General features: G+C 44.8%; 22 protein-coding genes. 10 read left to right on the top strand and 12 right to left on the bottom strand.

The features are described from left to right. Positions 1 to 2 precede the first annotated feature (2 nt). The 3 genes from pilB to nadC all read right to left on the bottom strand — a co-directional run bounded on the left by pilB (position 3) and on the right by nadC (position 3,273). Complete coding sequence (gene pilB, locus R7F07_RS03195; RefSeq protein WP_115386281.1) at positions 3 to 1,688, bottom strand: type IV-A pilus assembly ATPase PilB; 1,686 nt, start codon at positions 1,686 to 1,688, stop codon at positions 3 to 5. Next, entirely contained in the window at positions 1,688 to 2,122 is a 435-nt protein-coding gene (locus tag R7F07_RS03190; protein ID WP_029803401.1) for a type IV pilin protein, read from the bottom strand. The genes pilB and R7F07_RS03190 overlap by 1 nt, the downstream gene beginning before the upstream one ends. Before the next feature lie 263 nt (positions 2,123 to 2,385). Continuing rightward, positions 2,386 to 3,273: a carboxylating nicotinate-nucleotide diphosphorylase gene (gene nadC, locus R7F07_RS03185; protein ID WP_171343193.1), complete on the bottom strand. Its 888-nt coding sequence runs from the start codon at positions 3,271 to 3,273 to the stop codon at positions 2,386 to 2,388. Between the two features lie 92 nt (positions 3,274 to 3,365). Between nadC and ampD the strand changes: the two genes are divergently transcribed. From ampD to lpdA, 5 genes are all read left to right on the top strand, one after another. After that, positions 3,366 to 3,917, top strand: coding sequence for a 1,6-anhydro-N-acetylmuramyl-L-alanine amidase AmpD (gene ampD / locus R7F07_RS03180; protein WP_005379985.1), 552 nt, complete (start codon positions 3,366 to 3,368; stop codon positions 3,915 to 3,917). Between the two features lie 405 nt (positions 3,918 to 4,322). Next, on the top strand, positions 4,323 to 5,090 hold the full coding sequence (gene pdhR, locus R7F07_RS03175) for a pyruvate dehydrogenase complex transcriptional repressor PdhR (protein WP_005379989.1): 768 nt from the start codon (positions 4,323 to 4,325) through the stop codon (positions 5,088 to 5,090). 48 nt (positions 5,091 to 5,138) lie between these two features. Next, positions 5,139 to 7,802, top strand: a complete 2,664-nt coding sequence (gene aceE / locus R7F07_RS03170) for a pyruvate dehydrogenase (acetyl-transferring), homodimeric type (RefSeq protein WP_005386612.1) — start codon at positions 5,139 to 5,141, stop codon at positions 7,800 to 7,802. A 19-nt stretch (positions 7,803 to 7,821) separates the two neighbouring features. Next, entirely contained in the window at positions 7,822 to 9,717 is a 1,896-nt protein-coding gene (aceF, locus tag R7F07_RS03165) for a pyruvate dehydrogenase complex dihydrolipoyllysine-residue acetyltransferase (RefSeq protein WP_171343194.1), read from the top strand. A gap of 267 nt (positions 9,718 to 9,984) precedes the next feature. Then, entirely contained in the window at positions 9,985 to 11,412 is a 1,428-nt protein-coding gene (gene lpdA, locus R7F07_RS03160) for a dihydrolipoyl dehydrogenase (protein WP_005379993.1), read from the top strand. Between the two features lie 145 nt (positions 11,413 to 11,557). Here lpdA and opaR read toward each other — a convergent pair whose 3' ends face one another. After that, a complete protein-coding gene (opaR, locus tag R7F07_RS03155; RefSeq protein ID WP_005379994.1) occupies positions 11,558 to 12,172 on the bottom strand; it encodes a transcriptional regulator OpaR in 615 nt (204 codons plus the stop codon). Positions 12,173 to 12,491: 319 nt separating this feature from the next. On the opposite strand from opaR, the gene hpt reads away from it, so the two are divergent. Next, on the top strand, positions 12,492 to 13,022 hold the full coding sequence (hpt, locus tag R7F07_RS03150; RefSeq protein ID WP_005379995.1) for a hypoxanthine phosphoribosyltransferase: 531 nt from the start codon (positions 12,492 to 12,494) through the stop codon (positions 13,020 to 13,022). Between the two features lie 78 nt (positions 13,023 to 13,100). Here the strand turns inward: hpt and can are convergent, their stop codons facing one another. Continuing rightward, the gene (gene can, locus R7F07_RS03145) at positions 13,101 to 13,769 is read right to left on the bottom strand and encodes a carbonate dehydratase (RefSeq protein ID WP_005379996.1); all 669 of its coding nucleotides are present in this window, start codon (positions 13,767 to 13,769) and stop codon (positions 13,101 to 13,103) included. Positions 13,770 to 14,050: 281 nt separating this feature from the next. Between can and R7F07_RS03140 the strand changes: the two genes are divergently transcribed. From R7F07_RS03140 to R7F07_RS03125, 4 genes are all read left to right on the top strand, one after another. Then, a complete protein-coding gene (locus R7F07_RS03140) occupies positions 14,051 to 15,721 on the top strand; it encodes a SulP family inorganic anion transporter (RefSeq protein ID WP_005379997.1) in 1,671 nt (556 codons plus the stop codon). A gap of 250 nt (positions 15,722 to 15,971) precedes the next feature. After that, the gene (locus tag R7F07_RS03135; protein WP_005380000.1) at positions 15,972 to 16,889 is read left to right on the top strand and encodes an ABC transporter ATP-binding protein; all 918 of its coding nucleotides are present in this window, start codon (positions 15,972 to 15,974) and stop codon (positions 16,887 to 16,889) included. Continuing rightward, the gene (locus R7F07_RS03130) at positions 16,890 to 17,660 is read left to right on the top strand and encodes an ABC transporter permease (protein ID WP_005380002.1); all 771 of its coding nucleotides are present in this window, start codon (positions 16,890 to 16,892) and stop codon (positions 17,658 to 17,660) included. 127 nt (positions 17,661 to 17,787) lie between these two features. Then, positions 17,788 to 18,717, top strand: coding sequence for a Kdo(2)-lipid IV(A) acyltransferase (locus tag R7F07_RS03125; RefSeq protein WP_053304122.1), 930 nt, complete (start codon positions 17,788 to 17,790; stop codon positions 18,715 to 18,717). A 53-nt stretch (positions 18,718 to 18,770) separates the two neighbouring features. On the opposite strand, the gene panC is transcribed toward R7F07_RS03125, so the two are convergent. The 7 genes from panC to sfsA form a co-directional block, all read right to left on the bottom strand. After that, a complete protein-coding gene (gene panC / locus R7F07_RS03120) occupies positions 18,771 to 19,676 on the bottom strand; it encodes a pantoate--beta-alanine ligase (protein ID WP_161440654.1) in 906 nt (301 codons plus the stop codon). Between the two features lie 11 nt (positions 19,677 to 19,687). After that, a complete protein-coding gene (gene panB / locus R7F07_RS03115; protein WP_005386592.1) occupies positions 19,688 to 20,482 on the bottom strand; it encodes a 3-methyl-2-oxobutanoate hydroxymethyltransferase in 795 nt (264 codons plus the stop codon). Positions 20,483 to 20,506: 24 nt separating this feature from the next. Then, a complete protein-coding gene (gene folK, locus R7F07_RS03110; RefSeq protein WP_017635910.1) occupies positions 20,507 to 20,992 on the bottom strand; it encodes a 2-amino-4-hydroxy-6-hydroxymethyldihydropteridine diphosphokinase in 486 nt (161 codons plus the stop codon). After that, positions 20,989 to 22,356, bottom strand: coding sequence for a polynucleotide adenylyltransferase PcnB (gene pcnB, locus R7F07_RS03105; protein ID WP_005386589.1), 1,368 nt, complete (start codon positions 22,354 to 22,356; stop codon positions 20,989 to 20,991). Before pcnB ends, folK begins: the two co-directional genes overlap by 4 nt. A gap of 102 nt (positions 22,357 to 22,458) precedes the next feature. After that, the gene (gene gluQRS / locus R7F07_RS03100; protein ID WP_005386586.1) at positions 22,459 to 23,322 is read right to left on the bottom strand and encodes a tRNA glutamyl-Q(34) synthetase GluQRS; all 864 of its coding nucleotides are present in this window, start codon (positions 23,320 to 23,322) and stop codon (positions 22,459 to 22,461) included. Between the two features lie 95 nt (positions 23,323 to 23,417). Beyond that, the gene (gene dksA / locus R7F07_RS03095) at positions 23,418 to 23,864 is read right to left on the bottom strand and encodes an RNA polymerase-binding protein DksA (RefSeq protein ID WP_005386584.1); all 447 of its coding nucleotides are present in this window, start codon (positions 23,862 to 23,864) and stop codon (positions 23,418 to 23,420) included. A 136-nt stretch (positions 23,865 to 24,000) separates the two neighbouring features. After that, on the bottom strand, positions 24,001 to 24,717 hold the full coding sequence (gene sfsA / locus R7F07_RS03090; protein ID WP_158174151.1) for a DNA/RNA nuclease SfsA: 717 nt from the start codon (positions 24,715 to 24,717) through the stop codon (positions 24,001 to 24,003). Positions 24,718 to 24,752 lie beyond the last annotated feature (35 nt).

The following is a 24,752-nucleotide window of genomic DNA, read 5'->3' as shown; positions in this document are numbered from 1 at the left end:
GATTAAAAATAAAGTACGCGCTGTAGTTCACTAAAACTTGTGATCCCTTGTTTGAGTTTTTCTATGCCCGACATTTGTAACGTGCTCATACCATTTGCGATGGCGAGTTTTTCTAGTTCATGTACTGAGGCGCCTTTAATAAGCGCTTCGGAAAGAAATTCATCAAAGCGCATCACTTCATAAATTCCCGTTCGGCCGGAATAACCATGGGTACACTCATTACATCCATCGGGATTGGCTTTAAAAATGTTGTCGCTTGCTTGAATTCCAAGATGTTGTAGCTGAACGGTAAGCTCTTGTGATTGTTTACAGTGCGAGCACAGTTTACGGGCCAAGCGCTGGGCAATAATCAAATTAAGAGATGAGGCCAAGTTAAAGCTTTCTACGCCCATGTTTGATAAACGAATAACCGTTTCAGCCGCAGAATTGGTATGTAAGGTTGAAAGTACTAAGTGACCGGTTTGCGATGCTTTTATAGCGATTTCGGCGGTGTCTAAGTCACGAATCTCACCGACCATTACCACATCCGGGTCTTGACGTAAGAAAGAGCGCAGGGCTTCGGCAAAACCAAAACCAATCTTAGGCTGAACTTGAACTTGGTTAATGCCCGATAAGTTAATTTCTACTGGGTCTTCTGCCGTGGAAATGTTGATTTCTGGCTTATTGAGGATACTCAGCCCAGTGTACAGAGAAACGGTTTTTCCGCTCCCGGTTGGGCCTGTCATCAGAATCATGCCTTGTGGGCGACGCAGCGCATCCAAGTACAATTGTTTTTGTTGTTCGCTATAACCAAGCTTGTCGATATCCAATGACGCAGAGCTGCTGTCGAGCAGTCGTAGTACAATTTTCTCTCCGAATAGAGTCGGTAGCGTGGATACACGCATATCAATTGCGGTGTCTTGATTCAACTTGAGCTTAATACGCCCATCTTGTGGTAAACGTCGCTCTGCAATATCAAGTTTAGAGAGGATTTTGATACGAGCGGATAAGCGGCGACTTAAGTGGCTTGGTGGCTGCTGTGTTTCAATTAAGATGCCATCACAGCGTAGGCGCACACGGTACATCTTTTCATAAGGCTCAAAGTGGATATCGGATGCGCCTTTGCGCACAGCGTCCAACAGAATTTGGTTGATGTAACGGCTAACAGGAGACTCATCTTGGCTCAAGTCTTCAATGTTGTCGATTTCATCTGCGCCCACATCAACCAGATTGGCTAACTCTTCTTGGTTGATCTCTTTTAACCCGGACTTCTCATGACTCAATGAACGACCATATAAGCGTCGAATTGCCGCGCTGAGTTGACGAAAATCCGCCAACACCAATTCAATCTGTAAACCAGTGGCAAAGCGGAAATCGTCTTCTGCTTGTTGGTTCGTGGGGTCGGCAACGGCTAATAATAACGTTGAAGGTGTACGCTGGAGTGGGAGTGCGTTATGCCGTGTGATTAATTCCCTAAGGCCAAGTTGCTGACAAAGCGAGGCGTACTCGTACTGAGATAACTCGGGCTGATTTAATCCAAAAATAGAATTTAAATGTTCAGTGAGTTCGCGTGATGTAAATAACCCTGAACTGAGCAAAGCTTCCGGCATCGAAATGCCAGAAGCTTTGACTTGCTCAAGCAACGATTCTTCTTGGGAAAAAGCCAATAGTCCTTTTTGACGAAGAATCGTGGAGAGGTTGGTTTGCATTATGGGCAGCTATCAATAGATACTTTTGGGTTAGTATTATTTGTACAGCCCCAGGGTGTGTTTGGTGTCCTAGCATATTCGATGTCACCTGCTGCAGCATTGCCAGTATTAAATACAAATTTGAGTGTAGATTTTGCGTTTGAGGCTGCTCCAGCACCTTCAATTGATGCGGTAATATTGCCAAGGGCGTTCATAGTAGCGTTCCCACCGATGTCTCCTAAGTCGGAAGTAGCTGTGGTGTTGTTCTGAGTATATAAATCAGCATTAGTAAGTAATGACTTTAAAGTACCCACAGCAGAGGTTACAGCTGACTTTGCGACATAGTCTTTATATGCAGGGATTGCGACTGCTGATAACACACCAATAATTGCTACCACAATCATCAATTCAATTAACGTAAAGCCTTGCTGTTTTTTCTGTTTACTGTGTTTCATTTTCTTTCCTTCTTAATGAAATAAATAATGCCCTTGCATTAGCGAAGGATTATGGAGACTTCATAAAGGTTGAAAATGGGGAAGGGATGGGCTCTCGAGTGAGATAAAACTCTTTGGTGAAAAGTTGCATATCGCATGCAGAGTTTTGCGAGTAGTACTATTTTTTTAGTGGATAAAAAGAAAGGGCCAATTGGCCCTTTTAAATGATGAATTACTCACAACTCACTGAGTTAGTTGAAGTAATTTCAGATTTGTTGCTTTTATTATTTGAAGCGCATCGAAAGATCCATCGCTTTTAAATGCTTAGTCAACGCGCCTACCGAAATGTAATCGACACCGGTTTCTGCGTATTCTGCGATGGTCTCTAGCGTAATGTTGCCGGAGTTCTCTAAAGCGGCACGACCTGCGTTAATCGCTACGGCTTCACGCATCATTTCTTTTGTGAAGTTATCGAGCATGATGATGTCGGCACCAGCCTCTATCGCTTGTTTCAACTCTTCTAAGCTTTCCGTTTCTACTTCTACCGGTTTGCCTGGGTTAAGCTTTTTCGCTTTTTGGATGGCTTGAGTGATGCCACCACAAGCAATAATGTGGTTTTCTTTAATGAGGTAAGCGTCGAACACGCCGATGCGATGGTTAAAGCCACCACCACACGTCACGGCGTATTTTAGTGCGCTACGCAGACCAGGAATGGTTTTGCGTGTGTCTAGTAGACGACACTCAGTATGCGCGATTTTTTCAGCGTACTCTGCGGTAACTGTTGCGCAGCCAGACAACGTTTGGATGAAGTTCATTGCGTTACGCTCACCAGTCAACAAGTCACGAGCAGGGCCTGTCAGCGTGCAAAGGGTTTGGTTAGGTTCGACTTTATCGCCGTCCTTTACGTGCCATTCAATACTGACCTTGCCACCGAGCTGCTTAAAAACTTCATCTGCCCATGCTTGACCACAGAACACACCATACTCACGAGTAATAATCGTTGCGGTATTAACCGCATCGGCAGGGATCAAAGATGCAGTAATGTCATTATCTGCGTCGACACTGCCACCTAGATCTTCTTTTAAGGTATCAGCGACAGAGCGAGTGATCTCTAAAGGGAGTTGTTGTTTAAGGTATTCTAGGCGTTCTTGAATGTTGTGTGTGTTCTTCATCGCAAATCTTGTCTTGAAAGGGAGATGGCAACGAATGATACTCTCCGGTGTCAATAATTTCAGCAGTTAATTTGCAAAGTAGAGAGGTTGATATGCGCCCAATTATCGAGAATGGCTGGCTGACACAGGCAAAGCATGTTCCGTCACCATTTTTTGATGCTCGCTCTGATACAAACGACATCTCTCTGCTGGTGGTACACAACATCAGTTTGCCTCCTGGGCAGTTTGGTGGACCATATATAGAGGACTTCTTCACTGGCAAGCTAGACCCAAATGAACATCCATTTTTTGAAGTTATTCACAAAATGGGCGTTTCTGCACATTGCTTGATTAAAAGAAACGGCGAGGTTGTTCAATTTGTTTCTTTTCTTGATAGAGCATGGCATGCCGGTCAATCCAGTTTCGCAGGCAGGGAGCGTTGTAATGACTATTCCATTGGTATCGAGCTTGAAGGGACAGAATTTACTGCCTACACAGAAGCGCAATATCAATCACTTGCAGAGATCACTGAGGTGATTATGCAGTCTTATCCTCAAATCACCCCGCCACGAATTACCGGTCATCAATATATTGCGCCCTTGAGAAAAAGCGATCCTGGTCTAAGCTTTGATTGGGTGAAATATAGACTGCTTATACAGCGTTGATTTGTAGCGAAAGTGTAAATTCAAAAAAGCGAAATAAATAAGGCATACGATCAGGTATGCCTTTTTTTGATACCAGAAATATTAATGATTGTTAAAAGTTAACTACATTCTTACGCTCGTACATGCCGTTTTGGTGAATAAATAGACTGATAATTTTGTCATTTTCTGTATTTCTTTTCCAAAACTGCTAGCACGTCGACTTCCCATTTGTATGCTTTATGTAATTGGTCATACCAATTCTATTGCTGTTTTAACAGTCGATTGTTATCAGAGTGTTGGAAGTAAGCTCGTTCTATGATTTAGGTCAATTTTCGGCTGGACAGTGGCGTTTTAATTATGTTAATTTCTGCACCAACTTAAAATTGGTATTACCAATTACCTGCAAGAGTAGAAGAACAATAAATTATGGCTTATCAAAGGATTCGTCAGCCAAAACTCTCTGATGTTATAGAACAAGAGTTAGAAAGGTTGATAGTGGAAGGAACATTGTCTCCGGGGCAACAACTGCCTCCAGAGCGTGAACTGGCAAAACAGTTCGATGTGTCTCGTCCTTCAGTCCGAGAAGCCATTCAACGCTTGGAAGCGAAGCGTTTGTTGACTCGTCGCCAAGGTGGCGGAACATTCGTAAGTGAGAATATCTGGAAGAGCTTTTCAGATCCCTTGTTGAATTTGTTGTCTAGTCATTCTGAAACCCAGCTTGATGTGCTTGAGTCTCGTCATGCGATGGAAGGAATTTCAGCCTACTTTGCAGCTTTACGTGGTACCGAAGAAGATTTTGCGCGTATTCAAGGTTGCCTTGAGCGCATTAGCCAAGAGCAAGCAAACAACGATATCGAAGCTGAATCTGCGGAAGTGATGCAATTTTTGATCGCTTTGACAGAAGCCGCGCACAACGTGGTTCTGTTGCACATTGTTCGAAGCTTAGCGCCTTTGCTTGAGCAAAATATTCTACAAAATTTTAAATTACTACGTCGCCGCCCAGAAGCGGTCGAGAAAGTCAGTAAACACCGAGCCAATATCGTGGATGCGATTGTTTCTGGTCAGCCTGAAAAGGCGCGAGAAATGTCCCACTCGCACTTGGCTTACATCGAAGAAACATTGTTGGATTTGACTCGAGAAGAGTCTCGACGAGAGCGTTCTCTACGTCGAATTCAGCAGGGTAATGACTCGTAAGAGCGTTACTTAAATAAGTAGATCCAACCAACAGAAGGATAGATCGCCATGTCTGATATGAAGCATGACGTAGATGCACTGGAAACTCAAGAATGGCTACAAGCGCTTGAGTCAGTTGTACGTGAAGAAGGTCTAGAGCGTGCTCAATTCCTATTAGAGCAAGTTCTAGATAAAGCACGTCTAGACGGTGTTGATATGCCAACAGGTATCACAACTAACTACATCAACACGATTCCTGCAGACCAAGAACCAGCATACCCAGGTGACACAACACTTGAGCGTCGTATTCGCTCAATTATTCGTTGGAACGCTATCATGATCGTTCTACGTGCATCTAAGAAAGACCTAGAGCTAGGCGGCCACATGGCGTCTTTCCAGTCTTCTGCTGCGTTCTACGAGACATGTTTCAACCACTTCTTCCGTGCACCAAACGAGAAGGATGGTGGCGACCTAGTTTACTACCAAGGTCACATTTCACCAGGTATCTACTCACGTGCATTCGTTGAAGGTCGTCTAACTGAAGAGCAGCTAGACAACTTCCGTCAAGAAGTAGACGGCAAAGGTATTCCTTCATACCCGCACCCTAAACTGATGCCTGAATTCTGGCAGTTCCCGACAGTATCGATGGGCCTAGGTCCAATCGCTTCTATCTACCAAGCTCGTTTCCTTAAGTACCTAGAAGGCCGTGGTCTTAAAGATACTTCAGAGCAGCGCGTTTACGCGTTCCTAGGTGACGGTGAGATGGATGAGCCAGAATCACGTGGTGCTATCTCTTTCGCTGCGCGTGAGAAACTAGACAACCTATGCTTCCTAATCAACTGTAACCTACAGCGTCTAGATGGCCCTGTAATGGGTAACGGTAAGATCATTCAAGAACTTGAAGGTCTGTTCAAAGGTGCTGGTTGGAACGTAGTGAAGGTAATCTGGGGTAACAACTGGGATTCACTACTAGCTAAAGATACGACTGGTAAGCTTCTACAGCTTATGAATGAAACGATCGACGGCGACTACCAAACATTCAAATCAAAAGATGGCGCGTACGTACGTGAGCACTTCTTTGGTAAGTACCCAGAGACAGCTGCACTTGTTGCTGACATGACTGACGACGAAATCTTCGCACTTAAGCGTGGTGGTCACGAGTCTTCTAAGCTATACGCGGCATACAAAAACGCGGCAGAAACTAAAGGTCGTCCAACAGTAATCCTAGCTAAGACTGTTAAAGGTTACGGCATGGGTGAAGCGGCTGAAGGTAAGAACATCGCGCACCAAGTTAAGAAGATGGACATGACTCACGTACTACACCTACGTGATCGTCTAGGTCTTCAAGACATCCTAACTGACGAAGCAGTGAAAGAGCTTCCGTACCTGAAACTTGAAGAAGGTTCAAAAGAGTACGAATACCTACACGCTCGTCGTAAAGCGCTACACGGCTACACGCCACAGCGTCTACCAAAATTCACTCAAGAATTCATCGTTCCTGAGCTAGAAGAATTCAAGCCACTACTAGAAGAACAGAAGCGTGATATCTCTTCTACTATGGCATTCGTACGTGCGCTAAACGTTCTACTTAAGAACAAGAACATTGGTAAGAACATCGTTCCTATCATTGCTGACGAAGCACGTACATTCGGTATGGAAGGTCTGTTCCGTCAAATCGGTATCTACAACCCGCACGGCCAAACTTACACACCAGAAGACCGTGGCGTTGTTTCTTACTACAAAGAAGCGACTTCAGGTCAGGTTCTACAAGAAGGTATCAACGAGCTAGGTGCTATGTCTTCATGGGTTGCTGCTGCGACTTCATACTCGACAAACGACCTACCAATGATCCCGTTCTACATCTACTACTCAATGTTCGGCTTCCAACGTGTTGGCGACATGGCGTGGATGGCTGGTGACCAACAAGCACGTGGTTTCCTACTAGGTGCAACTGCGGGTCGTACAACGTTGAACGGTGAAGGTCTACAGCACGAAGACGGCCACTCGCACATTTTGGCGGGTACGGTTCCTAACTGTATTTCTTACGACCCAACGTTCGCGTACGAAGTAGCAGTAATCATGCAAGACGGTATCCGTCGCATGTACGGTCCAGAACAAGAAAACGTGTTCTACTACCTAACGCTAATGAACGAAAACTACGCAATGCCAGCAATGCCAGAAGGCGCTGAAGAAGGCATCCGTAAAGGTATCTACAAGCTAGAAACTTACACGGGCGACAAAGCGAAAGTTCAGCTAATGAGCTCTGGTACTATCATGAATGAAGTACGTAAAGCAGCTCAAATCCTAAGCGAAGATTACGGTGTTGCTTCTGATGTTTACTCTGTAACGTCATTCAACGAACTAACTCGCGATGGCCAAGATGCAGAGCGTTTCAACATGCTTCACCCAGAAGCGGAAGCGAAAGTACCTTACATCCAAACAGTAATGGGTACTGAACCTGCTATCGCAGCAACTGACTACATGAAGAACTACGCAGAGCAGGTTCGTGCATACATTCCTGCTGAGTCTTTCAAAGTTCTTGGTACTGATGGCTTCGGTCGTTCAGACAGCCGTGAAAACCTACGTCGTCACTTCGAAGTGAACGCAGGTTACGTAGTAGTAGCAGCGCTAACTGAACTAGCGAAACGTGGCGAAGTTGAGAAATCTGTAGTTGCAGAAGCAATTAAGAAATTCGACATCGACACAGAGAAAACAAACCCGCTATACGCTTAATTAAGAAGGTAGATAAGAAATGGCAATCGAAATTAATGTACCAGACATCGGTGCGGATGAGGTTGAAGTTACTGAGATTCTTGTAAGCGTTGGCGACAAGGTTGAAGAAGAGCAGTCTCTGATCACAGTTGAAGGCGATAAAGCTTCTATGGAAGTTCCTGCTTCTCAAGCGGGTATCGTTAAAGAAATCAAAGTTGCAGAAGGCGACAAGGTTTCTACTGGTTCTCTAATCATGATTTTCGAAGCCGAGGGTGCAGCTGACGCTGCACCTGCTCCTGCGGCAGAAGCAGCTCCAGCAGCAGCTCCAGCTCCAGCAGCAGCAGCGGCAGAACTAAAAGAAGTTCACGTACCAGACATCGGTGGTGATGAAGTAGAAGTTACCGAAATCATGGTTGCCGTTGGCGACAGCATCGAAGAAGAGCAATCTCTTCTAACTGTTGAAGGCGACAAAGCTTCTATGGAAGTTCCAGCGCCATTCGCAGGTACTCTAAAAGAGATCAAAGTTGCAGCAGGCGATAAAGTATCGACTGGCTCACTTATCATGGTATTCGAAACAGCAGGTTCAGGCGCTCCAGCAGCACCAGCGGCAGCTGAAGCTCCTGCGGCAGCAGCTCCAGCAGCGTCTGCGGCAAAAGAAGTGAACGTTCCAGATATCGGCGGCGACGAAGTTGAAGTTACTGAGATCATGGTTGCGGTTGGCGACACAGTGGAAGAAGAGCAATCTCTAATCACTGTTGAAGGTGACAAAGCTTCTATGGAAGTTCCTGCACCATTCGCTGGCACAGTTAAAGAAATCAAGATTGCAGCTGGCGACAAAGTGTCTACTGGCTCACTAATCATGGTATTCGAAGTGGCGGGTGCAGCACCTGCTCCTGCAGCAGCTCCAGCTCAAGCGGCAGCACCTGCAGCTCCGGCTCCTAAAGCAGAAGCTCCGGCGGCAGCAGCTCCAGCAGCGACTGGCGATTTCAAAGAAAACGATGAGTACGCTCACGCGTCTCCAGTTGTTCGTCGTCTAGCGCGTGAATTTGGCGTTAATCTTTCTAAGGTTAAAGGTTCTGGTCGTAAGAGCCGTATCCTAAAAGAAGACGTTCAAGCTTACGTGAAAGATGCACTTAAGCGTCTTGAGTCTGGCGCAGGTGCAGCAGCATCTGGCAAAGGCGACGGCGCGGCTCTTGGTCTACTACCATGGCCAAAAGTGGACTTCAGCAAGTTTGGTGAGACAGAAGTTCAACCGCTATCTCGCATTAAGAAGATCTCTGGCGCAAACCTACACCGTAACTGGGTAATGATCCCGCACGTTACACAGTGGGATAACGCAGACATCACGGCTCTTGAAGCATTCCGTAAAGAGCAAAACGCGATTGAAGCGAAGAAAGACACTGGCATGAAGATCACACCACTTGTGTTCATCATGAAAGCGGTAGCTAAAGCGCTTGAAGCGTTCCCCGCGTTCAACTCTTCTCTATCAGAAGACGGTGAGAGCCTAATTCTGAAGAAATACGTGAATGTTGGTATCGCGGTAGATACACCAAACGGTCTAGTTGTTCCTGTATTTAAAGACGTGAACAAGAAAGGCATCTACGAGCTATCTGAAGAGCTAATGGCGGTTTCTAAGAAAGCACGTGCTGGTAAGCTAACTGCGGCTGACATGCAAGGTGGCTGTTTCACTATCTCTAGCCTAGGCGGTATCGGCGGTACAGCGTTTACTCCAATCGTAAACGCACCAGAAGTTGGTATCCTAGGTGTGTCTAAGTCAGAAATGAAACCGGTATGGAACGGTAAAGAGTTCGAACCGCGTCTACAACTTCCACTGTCTCTATCATACGACCACCGTGTGATCGATGGTGCTGAAGGTGCGCGCTTCATCACTTACCTAAACTCATGTCTATCTGACATTCGTCGTCTAGTTCTGTAATAGAAATTAGATGAATGAGAGGCGGCAACTTAGCCGCCTCTGCTAATCATAATTACCGACAATTTGGTTATCAGCCTTGCTTCGTTCAGGGTTTTCACAATCGAATTGTTGTCTAGCTCACAGGCTAAATTGATTTACTTTTCACACCATTAACATCTCTGTAAACTGTTAGCGGTCTGAAAATAACTGTTTAAAACAAATCTCTCTTAAACATAAAAAATCGATACCCACTCAGCCTGTTAGGGATAATGACTACAAGAGGTCAAAATGAGCAAAGAAATTAAAGCCCAAGTTGTTGTACTTGGTTCTGGTCCTGCTGGTTACTCCGCTGCATTCCGTTGTGCGGACTTAGGTCTTGAAACTGTACTAGTTGAACGTTACAGCACGCTTGGCGGTGTATGTCTGAACGTGGGTTGTATCCCATCTAAAGCACTGCTTCACGTTTCTAAAGTAATTGAAGAAGCGAAAGCGATGGCTGACCACGGCGTTGTGTTCGGTGAGCCTCAAACAGACATCAGCAAAATCCGCATCTGGAAAGAAAAAGTTGTTAACCAACTAACTGGCGGCCTAAGCGGTATGGCTAAGATGCGTAACGTAACAGTAGTTAACGGTTACGGTAAGTTCACTGGCCCTAACTCTATCCTTGTAGAAGGCGAAGGTGAGCCAACAGTTGTTAACTTTGACAACGCAATCGTTGCGGCTGGTTCTCGTCCAATCAAACTGCCATTTATCCCGCATGAAGACCCACGTATTTGGGACTCTACTGACGCTCTTGAACTAAAAGAAGTGCCAGAAAAACTGCTTATCATGGGCGGTGGTATCATCGGTCTAGAAATGGGTACGGTTTACCACTCTCTAGGTTCTAAAGTTGAAGTTGTTGAAATGTTTGACCAGGTAATTCCTGCAGCAGACAAAGATATCGTGAAAGTATTTACTAAGCGTATCAAAGACAAGTTCAAGCTAATGCTAGAAACGAAAGTAACAGCAGTTGAAGCAAAAGAAGACGGTATCTACGTTTCAATGGAAGGCAAGAAAGCGCCAGCTGAAGCTGAGCGTTACGATGCGGTTCTAGTTGCTATCGGTCGTGTACCAAATGGTAAGCTAATCGACGGTGAAAAAGCGGGTCTAGAAATTGACGAGCGCGGCTTCATCAACGTTGATAAGCAAATGCGTACTAACGTTCCTCACATCTTCGCGATCGGTGATATCGTTGGTCAACCAATGCTTGCTCACAAAGGTGTGCATGAAGGTCACGTAGCTGCTGAAGTTATCTCTGGTAAGAAGCACTACTTCGACCCTAAAGTTATCCCTTCAATTGCGTACACTGAGCCAGAAGTGGCTTGGGTTGGTAAGACTGAAAAAGAAGCGAAAGAAGAAGGCATCAAGTACGAAGTAGCAACATTCCCATGGGCAGCATCAGGTCGTGCAATCGCATCTGACTGTGCAGACGGTATGACTAAGCTAATCTTCGACAAAGAAACTCACCGCGTAATCGGTGGTGCTATCGTTGGTACTAACGGTGGTGAACTACTTGGTGAAATCGGCCTTGCAATTGAGATGGGCTGTGATGCAGAAGATATCGCTCTGACTATCCACGCTCACCCAACTCTACACGAGTCTGTAGGTCTAGCTGCTGAAGTATTTGAAGGTTCAATCACTGACCTGCCAAACAAAAAAGCAGTTAAGAAGAAGTAAGCTTTTTCTGACTGAATGATAGAAGCCGCTGCATTGCAGCGGTTTTTTTATGCTTGTTATATAGAAATATAAATGTGTGCTTAGCTGACAGCAGACAATAAAAAGCCCACCAAACGGTGGGCTGACATATATTACGAGCTAAGCTTTAGTGTTCACGGTTGTAAATGCAAAGCATATCTAAGTATGAATTCACTAGATGTTTCAGCTCCGCTTCACCTTTAGCGCGGTTCGCTTGGACAAACAGTGAGTAACAAATACCGTGGAACAGGTTTGCCAAGTGTTCTGAATCGTGCTGGTCACACACTTCGCCACGTTCAATTGCTTTAATGAACATGTTTTGTACCAGCAACTGGTTAGTACGGTTAGTTGAAACAAACAATGGCCATACTTCGTCACGTGTTGAAGCACTCCACTCGAACCATACTTTTAGCCAGTGACAATCTTGGCTGACAAGCTCGATCATCGCATTAGTAATATTGGCGATGTTTTCACGTGCATGTAAGTCTAGGTCTATGTTATCCGATAGGAAGTTTGAGAACTGACGTACGACGTGATTGAGAACTTCATCCACCAAGTCTTCGCGTGTAGGGAAGTAGTTAAAAACAGTCGCTACAGAAACTTGAGCAATTTCTGCGATATCTGCGTGACCACCACGACCGATGCCGCGGCGCGCAAATACTTCCAATGCGATTTCCATTAACTGTTGCTTACGCTTAATTGGAGAAAGCCTAGTTCTAGGTCTCTTTGCAATTGAGTCCATATCCATTTTCCTTGCCATTTGAGTTGATATTGGGGGTAACCCCCTAATTGATTATTTTAATAGTTGCTTAAAGCAGTGATGAGTGTAATGGTGCATATGCACAAGGTCAACATCTGTAGAACAATTTATATACAGTAATGTCATTATTATTGATAAATTTAGCTATGAACTTTATAAAACTAAGACCTTCTTCCAAGATTTTTTGGCAACAGGATGCGACTTTCAACCCAATGAACGTGGTGATACACTACACGCCGTAAGATTAGGTGATCGTTTGCGTGCGACTTACCTCAACCCACAAATTTAGATTGAGCACAGTATGAAACATACAATAGAAGTCATGATTTCTGAGCAAGAAGTTCAGGAGCGAGTTCGTGAATTAGGCAAACAAATTACAGAGCGTTATCAAGGTAGTGAAGATCTTGTGTTGGTAGGCTTATTGCGTGGCTCATTTGTATTTATGGCAGACTTGGCACGTGCTATCGAACTGACTCACCAAGTTGATTTTATGACTGCGTCAAGCTACGGCAATACGATGGAAAGCTCACGTGACGTTCGTATCTTGAAAGATTTGGATGATGACATCAAAGGTAAAGACATTCTGCTTGTTGAAGACATCATTGACACTGGTAACACACTAAATAAAATCCGTGAGATTCTTTCGCTACGTGAGCCGAAGTCTATCGCTATTTGTACGCTCCTAGATAAGCCATCTCGTCGTGAAGTGAATGTTCCTGTGGATTGGATTGGTTTCGAAATTCCAGATGAATTTGTCGTTGGGGTGGGTATTGATTACGCGCAGAAATACCGCCACTTACCATACATCGGTAAAGTTGTACCTCAAGAATAATCATTGAGAGCAGCATTAAAAATATAAAAAAAACGCCCATCTAAGATGGGCGTTTTTTGTTCAACTTTTAGATATGACTTAGCGACAAAGCAGCTTGTTATCTGTATTTAGAATCGTCGAAAGAGCTTTCTGGTAAGACGCTTCTACGGTTTCCTTAGAGTTAGAACGAATGCCTAAGTACTCTAAGCGACCATCTTCAATTCCGTATACCACACCATGAATTTCAACATCTTGCCCACGCTCCCAAGCGTTTTGCAGGATGGTTGAGTTACCCAAGTTGTACACTTGCTCTGCAACATTAAGCTCGCCTAGTTTATCCGCTCGATCTTGTTGCGGCATTTGATCTAGGTAAGTGCGGTGTTTGAAATAGATATCTCTGATATGTAACAGCCAATTATTAATAAGACCTAGCTTAGGGTTATCAATGGCTGCGTTTACACCACCACATCCATAGTGCCCACAGACAATGATGTGTTTAACCTTAAGAACGTCTACAGCGTACTGGACGACCGATAGACAGTTGAGATCAGTATGGATAACTTGGTTTGCAACATTCCGATGAACAAAGAGTTCACCTGAGTATAGTCCGGTTAGTCGCTCGGCAGGAACGCGGCTATCAGAGCAGCCAATCCAAAGAAAATCAGGCTTTTGACCCTCAGCGAGTTTTGCGAAGTATTCAGGTCGATCAGATTTGATCTCTTGAGACCATTTCGAATTGTTTTCAAATAACTGTTTTATTTCCGGCATTTTGCAAACTACTTCCCTTAAAAGACAAAATCGCTGCCGCTGTTTGTGTGCACATGCAAGCGATCAGTGTTGTAACTATACACAATGTTACAATTTCGATCTCGTTAAATATTCGTCAGATAGGACTCATCTGACTAGTTTTCATTAAGAAAAAAGTAAAATCTGGTGAAACTATTTGTGGTGTGAATTTAGCCTTAATCTATTTATGGTTTAAATTTTCGCCTAGCTCGTTAAAGTAGTGATATTTTACTTTTTAAAATTGAATGCAGGGAAAATCAGCAGTGTTCGGTAGTCGTTTTGAAGATATCAATTTCAAAGGGGATGTATTTGGCGGGGTAACCACGGCGATTATCTCTCTCCCTCTGGCGTTAGCGTTTGGTGTTGCATCCGGAGCCGGTGCTGAGGCCGGCCTTTGGGGGGCAATAATGGTCGGTTTGTTTGCCTCGTTATTTGGTGGTTCTAATACGTTAATATCAGAACCGACAGGGCCAATGACGGTAATCATGACCGCAGTATTAACCAGTATGATGGCGAAATACCCAGAAACGGGCATGGCTATGACTTTCACGGTTGTCATGATGGCTGGCGCATTCCAAATCCTATTGGGGACGTTAAAACTGGGTAAATACGTTACCTTGATGCCTTACAGCGTTATTTCTGGGTTTATGTCTGGCATAGGTGTGATTCTTATCATTCTGCAGTTATCGCCTTTGATGGGGCATGCTGCGCCTTCAGGGGGAGTACTCGGAACGTTATCTGCTTTGCCGGAGACCATTTCTAACCTTAAGTTCAGTGAGTTGTTTTTGGGACTACTGACTTTGGGGATTCTTTTTTTCTTCCCTAAGCAATATCGTAAATACGTTCCTGCACAGCTCGTGGCATTGGTCGCGGTGACTTTATTGTCTGTGATTCTCTTTGATACAGAAGATATTCGTCGTATCGGTGAAATTCCTGCTGGGTTACCTTCTCTCGTCGCCCCTTATATTGACACAGATATGTTTGTCGAGATGGTCATTGATGCATTAGTGCTAGGCACATTAGGTTGTATTGATACTTTGTTAACGGCAGTTATCGGTGACTCATTAACTCGTAAAGAACACGACTCAGATAAAGAGCTGCGAGGTCAAGGGTTAGCTAACATGATCTCAGGCTTGTTTGGTGCGCTGCCAGGGGCGGGGGCTACCATGGGGACGGTAACGAATATCCAAGTTGGGGCTCGTTCGCCATTATCTGGTGTGATTCGTGCACTAATGTTGGCGTTGGTTGTACTGGTTGCTGGCGGATTAACAGAGCCAATCCCGATGGCTGTGTTAGCAGGCATTGCGGTGTATGTTGGCTTTAACATCCTAGACTGGAGCTTTATTCAGAGGGCACATAAGGTAAGCTTTTCCGGAATGGCGGTGATGTATGGCGTTATGCTGCTTACAGTATTCGTTGATCTTATCGTTGCGGTGGGTTTAGGCGTCTTTATCTCGAACATTATCATCATCGAGCGTTTGAGCCGAGAGCAGGCACGACAAGTAAAAGCGATCAGCGACGCGGATGAAGATGATGTGCCGTTGACTGACAGCGAGCGTGGTTTGTTGGATCGTGCGAATGGAAAAGTGCTGTTCTTTTATCTTTCCGGTCCGATGATCTTTAGTGTTTCTAAAGCCATTTCACGTCAGCACTCTAGTATTTCGGACTATGACGTGATGATTCTCGATCTTACGGATGTACCAATGATTGATGTGACCGTCGGTTTGGCGTTAGAGAATGCGATTAAGGATGCTCTCGATGCCAATTGTGCCGTGTATTTATTATGCCCGAATGAGCGAACACGAGAACAGCTAGAGAAATTCCATGTGATTGACCTTGTGCCTGATGAAAATATGTACCAATTCCGTTACGAAGCATTGAATGCGGCGGTGGCACATGTTGAGGCAGACCAGTATCAGCGCATAACGGCGTAATCATTCTGACAGTTAAAAACGCAACAGTGTCCTGTTGCGTTTTTTTATGCTCTATTTTGTCTTACTCAGAGATAACCTTTACGAGATAAGGGTTATATTTCCAATATTATCGAAAGGTTTATTTGTAATCATCGTTATTCAACGATAAACTGATGGACCTCCAATACGATACCCAAGGCGATTTTGTAGTAAACCGCTGCTAAATATGAGTCGGTATTAGTAATCACAAACAAACGGCAATCAAGACCTTATGTACGCATTAGAAATTGAACAACTGCGCAAGACGTATGCAGGTGGCTTTGAGGCGTTAAAAGGTATAAGTCTCCAAGTGAAAAAGGGTGACTTCTACGCGCTTCTGGGTCCCAATGGTGCAGGAAAATCGACCACGATTGGCATCATTTCCTCCTTAGTGAATAAAACCTCCGGAACGACGAAAGTTTTCGGTTATGACATTGATACCGACCTCGAATTGGCCAAGCAGAATTTAGGCTTGGTGCCACAGGAGTTCAACTTCAACCAGTTTGAAACCGTTGAGCAAATTGTGATGCAGCAAGCTGGCTATTACGGTGTGTCTAAAGTATTAGCCAAAGAAAGAGCAGAAAAATACCTGAAAAAATTGGATTTATGGGAAAAACGCCAAGAGCGTGCTCGTAACCTATCCGGTGGGATGAAGCGTCGTTTAATGATCGCAAGAGCTTTGATGCACGAGCCGCAATTACTCATTTTAGATGAACCAACGGCTGGAGTGGATATTGAACTACGCCGCTCAATGTGGGGGTTTCTGAAAGAGATCAACCAAGAGCAAGGAATTACGATTATTTTAACGACACACTACCTAGAAGAAGCGGAGATGCTGTGTCGAAATATCGGCATTATTAATCGTGGTGAGCTGATTGAAAATACCACCATGAAGGCGTTACTAGGTAAGCTAAGCGTCGAGACATTTATCTTGGATATTGAGTCAGAAGTCGAGGTGCCTGAGCTTGAAGGTGTTAATCGACAAAGTATTGTTGATGGCTCTTTAGAGATAGAACTAGATAAGAGCCAAGGATTGAATTCGGTATTCAGTCAGTTAACAGAGCATGGCATTAAAGTTCTCTCAATGCGTAACAAAGCCAACCGACTTGAAGAGTTGTTTGTCAGCATTGTAAGAGAGGGGAGTAATTAAATGTACGGTTTATATTGGACGGCATTTCGCAGCTTGCTGAGCAAAGAAGTCACTCGTTTTACACGTATTTGGGTGCAAACCTTAGTGCCGCCAGCCATTACGATGACGTTGTACTTCATCATTTTCGGTAATCTTATTGGCTCTCGAATTGGTGAGATGAGCGGCTTTAGTTACATGGAGTACATTGTTCCAGGTTTGATCATGATGTCGGTGATCACCAACTCATACTCGAATGTTGCGTCTTCATTCTTTAGTGCAAAGCTACAGAAGAATATTGAAGAACTGCTGGTGGCACCGGTACCAAACTATGTGATTATTGCTGGCTATGTGATGGGCGGCGTGACTCGAGGTTTGTTGGTCGGTGCAATTGTTACTTGTGTGTCACTTTTGTTCGTTGATTTGCAAGTGGAGCACTGGGGCATTATTGTCGCGACTGTCTTCATGACGTCGGTGGTATTTGCTCTCGGTGGCCTGATCAATGCGGTTTACGCAAAAACATTTGATGATATTTCGATCATCCCTACGTTTGTATTGACTCCTCTAACTTACTTGGGAGGTGTCTTTTATTCGATTAGTCTTCTGCCTGAATTTTGGCAAGGCGTTTCTAAGATCAACCCAATCGTCTACATGGTGAATGCGTTCCGTTACGGCTTTTTAGGTGTCTCGGATGTAGGCATTATCACTTCATTTAGTGTACTTGCAGTGTTTGTTGTTGCACTGTATGCCATTGCGCATTATCTAGTAACCAAAGGGATTGGGCTAAGAAGCTAAGCCATTCTCATAAAGCAAAGAGCGGCGATTCACGCTGCTCTTTCGCATGCATAACAATACATACCCATACAATTTTTCGGTTTTTATCATGGTAGGTTTCAATCATTTGTAATAAATGAGTGATCCTATGAATATTGTCCCGCCGCCGCCTTTCTCCTATCAGTTACTTAAGCCCAAATATTGGTCTGTATGGCTGGCATTTGGATCTTTAGCGATTCTTGTTAATGTACTGCCATACGTAGTATTGCGAATCTTAGGTAGAAGCATCGGCTGTATTGCGATGCATGTAATGAAGCGCCGACACAAGATCGCTCTGCGTAATCTCCAGCTGTGTTTCCCTGATTTTACGGATTGGCAATGTAAGGACGTAGTACGAAAAAACTTTCAATATACTGGAATGGCGATCATCGAAACCGGTATCGCTTGGTTTTGGCCAGATTGGCGGATACGTCGGATAACCTCTATTGTTGGAAAAGATCGTTTACTCGCTGAGGAAAAGAATGGACGTGGTGTGTTGGTGGTGTGCAGTCACCATTTAAACTTGGAGATAACCGCTCGTATTTTTAGCCAGTTTGCCCAAGGTTATGGCGTTTATCGCCCAAATTCGAATCCTGCTTATGAGTTTATTCAACATCGAGGTCGAACTCGTTTTGGACATCAAATGATTGATCGAAAAGACGTGAAATCAATGCTCAAAGTTCTGAAAAATGGTCATCGACTTTGGTATTTGCCCGACCATGATTATGGCGTTAGCCATTCTGTTTTTGCGCCGTTTTTTGCTGTTGAACAAGCGGCGAGTACCGTCGGGTCTAGTGTTCTCATTGATGCAACAAAGTGCGCGGTTATATCTGGCGTTACAGTGAGTAAAAATCACCATTACACGCTGTACATTGGAAAAGACATTAGCGAGCGTTTCGAGAGACGTAATGCGGTTAAAGCGGCAAGCATCTTGAATCAAGAGCTTGAGAAAATGATAAAACGTGATATTCCAGCGTGGATGTGGCTGCACAAGCGGTTTAAAACTCGCCCTGAAGGGTTAGATTGCGTCTATACGTAGAGTATAAAAAAGGTCGACTAAGAGTCGACCTTTTTACTTTTATGACTCAGAGCTTACTCTGCGTTCTCTGAGTTTGTATTGTTAGATTCAGCTTCTTCCTTCGCTTCGACAACCATATCTACCGTTTGGTTATCGATAAGACGAGCTTTGCCTAGGAACGCAGACATCAGAATGACAGCTTGTGTCGTTTCTGGTGTGATCACTTGTAATGTACGAGCATCACGAATGAAGATCTCATCAGGGTGCAGACCTGCAGCTCGAAGTTGGTCGCTTGCATCTTCGATGATCGATGCGTAGTCATCGCGGCCACCGCGAATGGCACTGCTGATCCAACGCATTGTACGAGCAAGTACAGGCGCACGTTGACGCTCGTCCAGCGTAAGCAAGCCATTGCGTGAACTCATTGCTAAACCGTCCATTTCACGTACGGTTGGTACACCGATGATTTCAATGTCCATTGCTAGGTCATCAACCATCTTGCGGATAACAGCAAGTTGTTGGAAGTCTTTCTCGCCGAAGCACGCGACATCCGGTTGTACGATGTTAAACAGCTTATTCACAATCGTCGTCACGCCACGGAAATGACCTGGTCGAGACGCGCCTTCGAGAATTGTTGATAGGCCAGGGACATCGACGAAGGTTTGCTTATCCAGACCTTCTGGGTAGATAACTTCTGGTGTTGGCGTAAATACCACATCGACCCCTTCAGAGGTTAACTTGCTTAAGTCTTCCTCTAGCGTGCGTGGGTAATTATTTAAATCGTCTGCACGATCAAACTGCATCGGATTAACAAAGATGCTTACGACAACGATATCAGCGTATTCGCGTGCTTTACGCACTAAAGTTAAGTGGCCTTCGTGAAGGTTGCCCATGGTAGGGACAAACGCCACTTTACGACCTTCACGTTTAAAGGTTTTAAGGTGTTCACGAACTGCTGAGATTTCCGCAAAAGTTTGCATGCATTTATCCTCTAGGCAATGGTATGAGCGTCGTCTGGGAATACACCGTTGGCTACATCTTCAATGTATTTAGTAACGGCTTTGCGCATATCACCTGTTTCAGCAAGAAAGTTTTTGGAGAATTTCGGCATGTAGTTGGCAGAAATACCAAACATATCATGCATTACGAGAATTTGACCATCTGTTACGTTACCTGCACCAATACCGATAACAGGAACGTCAAGCACTTGCGTAATACGTTCAGCAAGCTCAGCTGGTACGCATTCTAGTAAGACGATTTGAGCGCCTGCTTCTTGCAGCGCTAATGCGTCTTTTACCATGCGATCTGCTTTTTCTTGATCGCGACCTTGGATTTTGTAACCACCAAAAATATTAACAGCTTGAGGAGTTAAACCAAGATGAGCACAAACTGGAACTGATCGTTCAGTGAGCATTTTCACCGTGTCGACAAGCCAGTCACCACCTTCAATTTTTACCATATTGGCACCAGCACGCATCAGTTTAGCCGCATTTTCGCAAGCTTGCTCTGGCGTGGTGTAGCTCATGAATGGCATGTCTGCCATCAACAAACAATTTGGGCTACCAGCGCGTACGCAACGAGTATGGTAAGCGATATCATCGACCGTTACTGGCAGAGTATCGTTGTGACCTTGCAAAACCATACCTAGAGAATCACCAACAAGAAGTACTGGCATTTCTTGGCTTTCAAACAGTTGGGCAAAGCTCGCATCATAAGCGGTTGAAGTAGCAAATTTACGACCTTCTTGCTTCCACTTGATTAGGTCGTTGATGGTCATTTTTTTCATGGTTTTATCCTTACTAGGAGTTGGCTATGACTGCCAGATACTGAGGCCGTTTCTATCTACTTGTTCCAGTAGTTCAGAGACCTCGGTCCCATCAGGGAGTTGTAAACTTGGTGCAATTTCCGCAAGAGGGTAGAGTACGAATTCACGCTCTTTCATTCCATAATGAGGAACGATCAGCCTCTCGGAATTAATCACCTCATTGCCATAAAGCACAATGTCGAGGTCCAAGGTTCTTGGTCCCCAGCGTTCGTCTTTACGGACACGCCCTTGTTCTTGCTCTATAGCTTGTGTGCAATTGAGCAATTCAATAGGCGTCAAACTGGTGTTAATAGACACAACCGCATTGATGTAATCCGGTTGGTTTTGTGGCCCCATTGGCGTGCTGCTGTATAGCGAAGAAGCTTGAACAAACTCTGATTTAGGCAGCGTTTTTAATGCTTCAATCGCTTGCTTCGCTTGGCTGACAGGATCAGCCAAGTTACTGCCTACCGCAATGTACGCTGTAATCATGATTTGGGCTTACTCTTTTTCTTGCGATAAGTTTTACGGCGGCGCTGGCCTGTTTTCGGTGATTGACCGTCTAAGTCGGCAGCCATTGCTTGACGCATTTCTCGGCCTGCATTTTGAAAAGTTTCCCACCACTTGGCAAGCTTCTGAGTGTCACCACCTTCAATTTCACCGCGCATTTCAAGAAAATCAAAGCCAGCTCTAAATTTATTGAGCTCCATAAGACGGAATGCACGTTTACCGTTACGTCGTGGAAGACGAAGCTGTAACTGCCAAATCTCGCGAATGGTTGCAGTGTGGCGTCTTGGAATGGCAATTGTGCGAACTTGCTCGTCAAGAATGATGTTGCTCGCTTCCATAATGGCGTCGTAATGGCCTAAGTTGCGCTCTTCCATCAGTTCATCGGCTTTCGCACACAGTGGGTACCACAGCATTGCAGCAAACATAAATGCTGGATTGATGCGTTTCCCATCTTCGATGCGCATGTCGGTAGAATCTAGGACAAGATCCAACATCTGCTCAGTGTGAGAGGAGTAATCTTCTGTAAAGTGCGCTGCAATCGTCGGGAACAGTTGCTGGAATAGGTTGTACTCACGCAGTAGGTGGTAGGTTTCTAAGCCATGACCGGATTGCAATAATTTGAGTGACTCTTCAAAAAGACGCGCTGACGGAATGTCACCGAGCAACGGTGCCATGTGTTCGATTGGCGCTGCGGTGTCTTCTTCAATATCAAAGTCTAGTTTTACCGCAAAACGAACCGCACGCAGCATGCGCACAGGGTCTTCACGGTAGCGTGTTTCTGGATCACCAATCAGTCGAATTAGGCGATCTTCTAAATCTTCAATACCACGTGCGTAGTCGTGAATCGAGTAATCTGCGATGTTGTAGTACATCGAGTTAATCGTAAAATCACGGCGCTCAGCATCTTCATCGATGGTGCCGTAGACGTTGTCACGCAGCAGCATACCCTCTTTTGATTGCTGAGAAATGCTCTTATTCTTTTGCTCTTGGTGGTGACCACGGAATGTCGCAACCTCAATGATGTCTCGGCCAAACATAATATGAGCCAAGCGGAAGCGGCGACCAATCAAACGGCAGTTACGAAATAGCTGTTTGATCTGTTCCGGCGTTGCGTTGGTCGCAATGTCAAAATCTTTTGGTTTTTGTCCAAGCAGTAAGTCTCGAACCCCGCCACCCACAAGAAAAGCATCGAAACCAGCACCATTTAGGCGGTACAGTACCTTCAGCGCATTATCACTGATCTGCTTACGCGAAATGTTGTGCTCTTCACGAGTTATTACATTGAGAGCGAGCTCTGGAATTGTGGCAGGTTCGCTTGGTGTATAGTCGTTTGTATTCATGTGCATCTGGCAATAACTGGGTTTAATCCAATCTTGCTTTGGTTAGTTTTATACGCCTCTAGGGCCTAATTTGCGGCTAATGATAGCCTACACAATGCCATTTGAGAATCACGGTGTGATCTCGATCTCTGCTGGAAGCTGTTCCAACCGCCAGTTTTCGCAGCCCCAACGAAGAATATCTTCTATGTTGGCCGCCCTTACGGTTTCAGGTATCTCGAAACCTAAAAATGTCATGGCGCGCAATAGAGTAGGTTTTGGTGTATCTATATCAATAGCCGTCGCGTGATTTTGTTTCGACAATTTATTGCCGTTGTTGTCCATCGCCAATGGTAAATGCAAGTAGCTAACTTCAGGCTGACCAAGTATTTGGTACAGGCTAATTTGACGCCCTGTCGGCTCGATTAAGTCTGCACCTCGCACGACTTCTGTGACGCCTTGGTCGATGTCGTCCAATACTACCGCAAGATTATAAGCAAATAATCCATCTCGACGTTTAATAATGAAATCTTCATTAACGAGTTGCTCTGGAATAGTAATGGTTCCCCGCTTTTGGTCGAGGAAATGAGCGACAGGCTTGGTCATTTTTAGGCGAATCGCGCCGTCTTTCAAGTTTTTATCGCGGCAAGTGCCAGGATAAAAACCGCCATGCTCTTTAATTTGCTTACGAGTACATTGGCAATAATAGGCTTCTCCATTTTCGAGCCATTTGTTTATTTGAGCTTGGTAAAGGTCGTGACGTTCGCTCTGGTATACCACTTCTCCATCCCAATGCAGCTGATAGGCCTTGAGTGCCTCTAGGATAAGTTGCGCTGCACCTGGCATTTCTCTTGGTGGGTCTAAGTCCTCAATACGTACTAACCAAGCTCCGTTTTGTGCTTTCGCTTGAAAATAACTGCCAAGAGCGGCAATCAGTGAACCAAAATGCAGTGGACCAGAAGGAGATGGGGCGAATCGACCTACATAGCGTGTCATGCGTGTATCTCGAATTTAGTAAACAAATAGGGTGCGAAGATAGCCAAAACAAAAAGGGAGCCTGAGCTCCCTTCAACAATCATAATGCTGGGTGATTAACCTTGCATTTGCTTCTCTTTGATTTCTGCAAGTGTTTTACAGTCAATACAAAGGTCAGCGGTTGGACGTGCTTCAAGACGGCGAACGCCAATCTCTACGCCACAAGACTCACAGAAGCCAAAATCGTCTTCTTTGATTTTATCCAAAGTCTTTTCAATCTTCTTGATCAAACGGCGTTCGCGGTCACGGTTACGCAGTTCTAGGCTGAACTCTTCCTCTTGAGAGGCGCGGTCAACTGGATCTGGGAAGTTTGCTGCTTCGTCCTGCATGTGGTGAACAGTACGATCCACTTCAGCTCTTAGCTGGTCGCGCCAAGCTGTTAAGATTTTCGTAAAGTGTTCAACCTGCTCTGGTGACATGTACTCTTCACCAGGTTTTTCCTGATATGGCTCCACGCCGGCAATGGCTAGGATGCCTATCGTTTTCTTCTTTGATTCTGGCATACAGCATCTCCTACTTACACCTAGTCAACTGCTACGCAGTCAATTTAAGGCGGGTATCTATAGCAAAAAGAGGCGGTGCAAGCAAATACTGAATCGCAAAGTTATCGTCAATGTGAAGACGACATCATTTTTTCTCTTAATTGATAAAATCAATAGCGGAAATCAGCTTCATTCCAGTATCGCTCAGTTCAGCTTTGTAGCAGAGAACTTCCACTCCAGCGTCTTGTGCTTGTTTGAGTAATAGTGAATATTTCGCGTCTATATGGTGCGCCGCGGATACTTTTTCAATACCTGAATGTAAAACAGTGAATAAAAGTATGGCTCTACTTCCATTTTGTGCCATTTCTGTGAGCTCTCTCAGGTGTTTTTGTCCCCGAGTCGTGACCGCATCTGGGAAGTATCCTTGTCCAGTAGAGTCGGTCTCATCAAGAAGAGTGACGCTTTTCACTTCTATATAGCACTTTGGCTTGTCGTCTGCGCTGAGCAAGATATCAATTCGGCTATTTTCATTGCCGTATTTCACCTCAGTTTGAAGTGTGTCATAACCACAAAGCTCTGAAATGACATTATTTTCAATAGCCTCTACGGCTAATTGATTGGCACGCGCGGTGTTGATACAAATACGGTGGCCTTGTTCGGTCTCACTCAACTCCCAACTATTGGGGTATTTTCGTTTCGGGTTGTCGGAAGTAGAAAACCAAACCTTGTTTCCGGGCGTTGCACAACCCGTCATTGCACCTGTATTTGCGCAGTGGATTGTACGGATTTCACCAGTATCGAGCTCGATATCGGCAAGAAAGCGTTTATAACGTTTGAGTAGAGTGGCGGACTCTAAAGTGGGTGTGAAATGCATTTGCTTATTTAGACAAAAAATTTTTTATGTACAAT

The sequence above is a fragment of the Vibrio sp. YT-16 genome (assembly GCF_033337405.1).
Lineage (GTDB): Bacteria > Pseudomonadota > Gammaproteobacteria > Enterobacterales > Vibrionaceae > Vibrio > Vibrio alginolyticus.
The sequence above is the reverse complement of the archived record's forward strand: the minus strand, read 5'-3'. Positions and strand labels throughout refer to the sequence as shown.